The sequence below is a fragment of the Spirillospora sp. NPDC049652 genome (assembly GCF_040675125.1).
Classification (GTDB): Bacteria; Actinomycetota; Actinomycetes; order Streptosporangiales; family Streptosporangiaceae; genus Spirillospora.
In genome coordinates, this window is sequence record NZ_JBFAOF010000753.1 from 1 (window position 1) to 3,657 (window position 3,657).

The window sequence follows — 3,657 nt, forward strand, 5'->3', positions numbered from 1 at the left end:
GCGACCGAGGACGTTGACCTGGACGGCCTGGTGATCAGACACCTCCCGCCCCGGCCGGTTCGACCGGCTGATGCGCCGGCTCGTCTACCGGCGGATGCGGCTCCCGCAACCGCCGACGGTCCCGGCGGCGCCGCCCGCCTCCCCGCCCTTCCTGACCCGGTGAACGGGACGACGCCATGAACGACCTGGTGATGCTCGTCCGGACCTACGAACCGGACCGTCCGCTGCGGATCTGCCGCGCCCCCTATCCGCCGGCGCGGGGCACGACGGCCGTGCTGATGATCCCGCGCGGCGGCGGGCTGCGCGCTCCCCGCCTGACGCTGTTCACCGGCCGCGACGACGAGGATGCGGCCGAGCTCCGCCCGCCCGGCGCGCTCACCGCGCTGGACGCGCACGTCGTGGCGCGCTACGACGACACGGCGGATCTGGCCCGCCGCGAGTTCGCCGATGTGCTGACCGGACGGGTCAGGCGCCCGTCCCAAAGCACCTCCGAGCGGCTGGGCGCGGTACTGCGCCGCTATCCGGGCTGCTCGCTCGCGGTCGGCCCGGCCGGGAACGAGGAGGTCGCGGTGCTGCGCGGCGGCTCGACCGTCCGCAGCCGCAGCGCGCCGCGCCGCTCCCGCCTCGGTCCGGACCTGTGGCCGGACGTCCACGGCTCCTTCCTGTACTGCTGGACGACCGCCGGGCTGCCCCTCAGGGACCTGTGCCGAGGCGTCCTGATCGTCGGACGCCTCGGCACCTTCGGCGACCGTCCCCACCTGGAGGCCACCGGCCGCGTGCTCATCACCGCCCTAGAGGAGGGCGCTGACGGAGCGGCGACCTGGGGGGAGGCCTCATGAGCCCGACGGTGCTGGTGGCGGGCGCCGTGAGCCTGTACGCGACGGTCGGCGTCCGGGACTTCCCGGTCGCCTACGCCTCGCGGTCCAAGCCGTCGTGGATGGAGTTCTCATGTTCCGGCGTCGCGCTGAGCGTCTCGCGCGTGCAGACGGCGTTCGGCCACCGTGTCCGGCTCTGCGCGCTCGTCGGCGACGACGGCGCGGGGACGGCCGTCCGGGCGGAACTCGCGCGGCTCGGACTGCTCGGACCGGGAGTGCTACGGACGGCGGTGTCGACCACGGGCGTCGTCCTGGTGAACGAGCAGGGCCGGCGGATGGGCCTGCCGTACCTGGCTCCGCTCGACCACGAGGTCTACCCGTGGGAGACGCTGCGGGCGCAGGCGTCCGGGGCGGACCTGCTCGTACTGACCAACATCCGGCCTCTCCGCCCGCTGGTCGGACGCGCCGCCGGCCTGGGCGCACCGATCGCGGTTGACCTGCACCAGATCGACGGTCCGGACAACGAGTACAACCGGCCGTGGCTGGAGCACGCCCACATCGTGTTCGCCAGCCACGAGCGCCTGCCCGAGCCCGCGGTCTGGGCGAAGGAGGTGTTCCGCCGCTACCCGCGCTGCGGCGTTCTCGGGATCGGGATGGGCGACCGCGGCGCGGCCGTGGCGCTGCGTGACGGGCGACTGGTCCGGGTGGCCGCCGTGGTCCGTAGGCCGGTGGTGAACACCTCGGGTGCGGGCGACGCGCTCTTCTCGACCTTCCTGGCCATATGGCTGCGCACCCGTGACCCGGTCGCCGCGCTGCGGGCGGGCGTCGTCCATGCGGGCTGGAAGATCGGGTTTCGGCGGCCGTCCGCTATGACGCTCCGCCCGGACGAGTTGGCGGTGCTGTGCGAGGCCCGTCCGCCGCGCACCGTGGTCGGACGGTGGGACTGAGCTGGCCCGGCGGCCACGGGTCAGGGGCCCGCGAGGTCGGTCAGTCGGCGGTCGACGGCCTCGGTCGGCAGGGCCAGCGCGGTCAGGATCTGCCTGGCCTCGGTGAGGAAGCGGACGGCGGTGTCGGGGGCGCCGCCGTCCGCCTCGAACTCGGCGTACGCCCTGAGTACCGAGACCGTGCCCGTGCCGGAACCGATCGTCCTCATCCGCGCGAGCGCGTCGGCGAACAGCTCCGCCGCCTCATCGCGCTCCCTGACGTCGGCCTTCGCGCGCGCGAGGAAGAGGATCGTACGGGCGAGGTCGTAGGGGGCGTCTACCTGGGTCAAGGCGTCGCGTGCGTCACCGAGGACGTCGATGGCGTCCTGCGCGCGCCGCGCCTCCAGCAGAACCGAACCCAGGTCGCAGAGCATGCGCGCAGCGCGCCGGGTCTCACCCAGGCCCCGATAGATGGCGAGGGCACTGGTGTAGCGGGTGACGACCGAGTCCCAGCGTTTGCGGTCCGCGTCCAGGAGGCCGAGGCGGCGCATCGCCCCGCCTTCGCGCTGCCGGTCGCCGAGCCGCTCCCAGATGCCGAGGGCGGCGAGGAAGTTCTGCTCGGCTCCGTCCAGGTCACCGAGGACGCGGCGGGTGAGTCCCGTCCGGTTGAGCATCTTGGCCTCGGCCTCCGCGTCACGGGCGGCGCGGGCCGCGTCGAGGCCGAGTTCCTCGAAGTCGAGCCGCTCCGCCCGGTGCCCGCGATGGACGAACAGCGGCCAGGACGCGTCCACCAGGAGCCAGCACGCCTCGTAGAGGCCGTCCTCCTCGGCTCTGGACGCGACGGCGTACAGGCTGCTGAACTCAACGTCCAACCAGTCCAGCGCCTCCGCCGATGTCGCGAACCCACGCGCGGCGGGCACGCCCTCGACGGGCGCCGGCTCCCGGAGCCGCCGGTAGGGGGCGATCGCCTCGCTCGCCGCGAGTGCCGTGCGCAGGCACCACGCCGCGGCGCGCTCCAGTGCCGCGGCCCGATCGCCCGACGACACCGACTCATGAGCCGTCTGACGCGCGTGCAAACGGGTCAGCTCATGGAACCGGTATCGCCCCGACGAGATCTCCTCAAGCAGGTTGGCGTCGGCGAGCGTCTCCAGAGCGTGCGCCGCGTCGTCCACCGCGACGGATGCCAGCGCCGCCGCGACGGACGCGTCGAACGCCTCCCCCGGATACAGGCCCAGCAGGGCGTACAGGCCCCGCGCAGGTTCGGGCAGGGTGCGGCGTGAGAACTCCAAGGCGGCCTCCACCGTGACGTCGCTCTGGATGTCGCGCGCCGTGAGGACGGTTAGCCGGCGCCTTTCCTCCCCCAGCGCGTCCACGATCTCTCCGACCGTCCAGCGCGGACGGCTGGCGAGGCGCGCGGCGGCGACCGTCAACGCCAGCGGCGAACCCGCGCACAGCTCTACCAATCGGGCGGCGTGGTGGCGTTCGCGGCCGATCCGCTCCGCGCCGACCATCAGGTCGAGCAGCCGCAGGGCCGCGCCCGCGCCGAGCGGACCGAGCCGGATGCCGCGCGCCCCGCGCGCCAGCAACCCGGTCAGCCGCCACCGGCTGGTGACCAGCGCCAGGCTGCCGGACGAGGCGGGCAGCAACGGCGTCACCTGCGCGGCCGACAGCGCGTCGTCCAGCACGACCAGGACGCGGCGGTCCGCCGACATCGACCGGTACAGCGCCGCCCGTTCCCCCAGCTCCACTGGAATCCGGTCGAAGGGGACGCCGAGGGCGCGCAGGAAGCCGCCGAGCACGTCGGCCGGCAGTGCGGGCTCGACCGGCGCGTGTCCGCGCAGGTCGGCGTAGAGCTGGCCGTCCGGGAAGTCGCCGTGCCGCCGGTGCGCCCAGTGCAGCGCCACGGTGGTCTTGCCGAT

General features: G+C 74.1%; 3 protein-coding genes. 2 read left to right on the plus strand and 1 reads right to left on the minus strand.

What is annotated here, in order from left to right; all coding sequences use genetic code 11:
- The first annotated feature begins 176 nt into the window (after window positions 1–176).
- Together AB0J52_RS31945 and AB0J52_RS31950 are read left to right on the plus strand one after the other, a co-directional pair.
- The gene (locus AB0J52_RS31945; RefSeq protein WP_500186512.1) at window positions 177–839 is read left to right on the plus strand and encodes a hypothetical protein; all 663 of its coding nucleotides are present in this window, start codon (window positions 177–179) and stop codon (window positions 837–839) included.
- Window positions 836–1,762, plus strand: coding sequence for a carbohydrate kinase family protein (locus AB0J52_RS31950; protein WP_500186514.1), 927 nt, complete (start codon window positions 836–838; stop codon window positions 1,760–1,762). Before AB0J52_RS31945 ends, AB0J52_RS31950 begins: the two co-directional genes overlap by 4 nt.
- A 20-nt stretch (window positions 1,763–1,782) precedes the next feature.
- Here AB0J52_RS31950 and AB0J52_RS31955 read toward each other — a convergent pair.
- On the minus strand, window positions 1,783–3,657 hold a 1,875-nt coding region (locus AB0J52_RS31955), incomplete at its 5' end, for a hypothetical protein (protein WP_500186515.1).

Coding starts and splice junctions, on each gene's coding strand:
- AB0J52_RS31950 (WP_500186514.1), top strand. CDS start 836: ATGAGCCCGACGGTGCTGGTGGCGGGCGCCGTGAGCCTGTACGCGACG.
- AB0J52_RS31945 (WP_500186512.1), top strand. CDS start 177: ATGAACGACCTGGTGATGCTCGTCCGGACCTACGAACCGGACCGTCCG.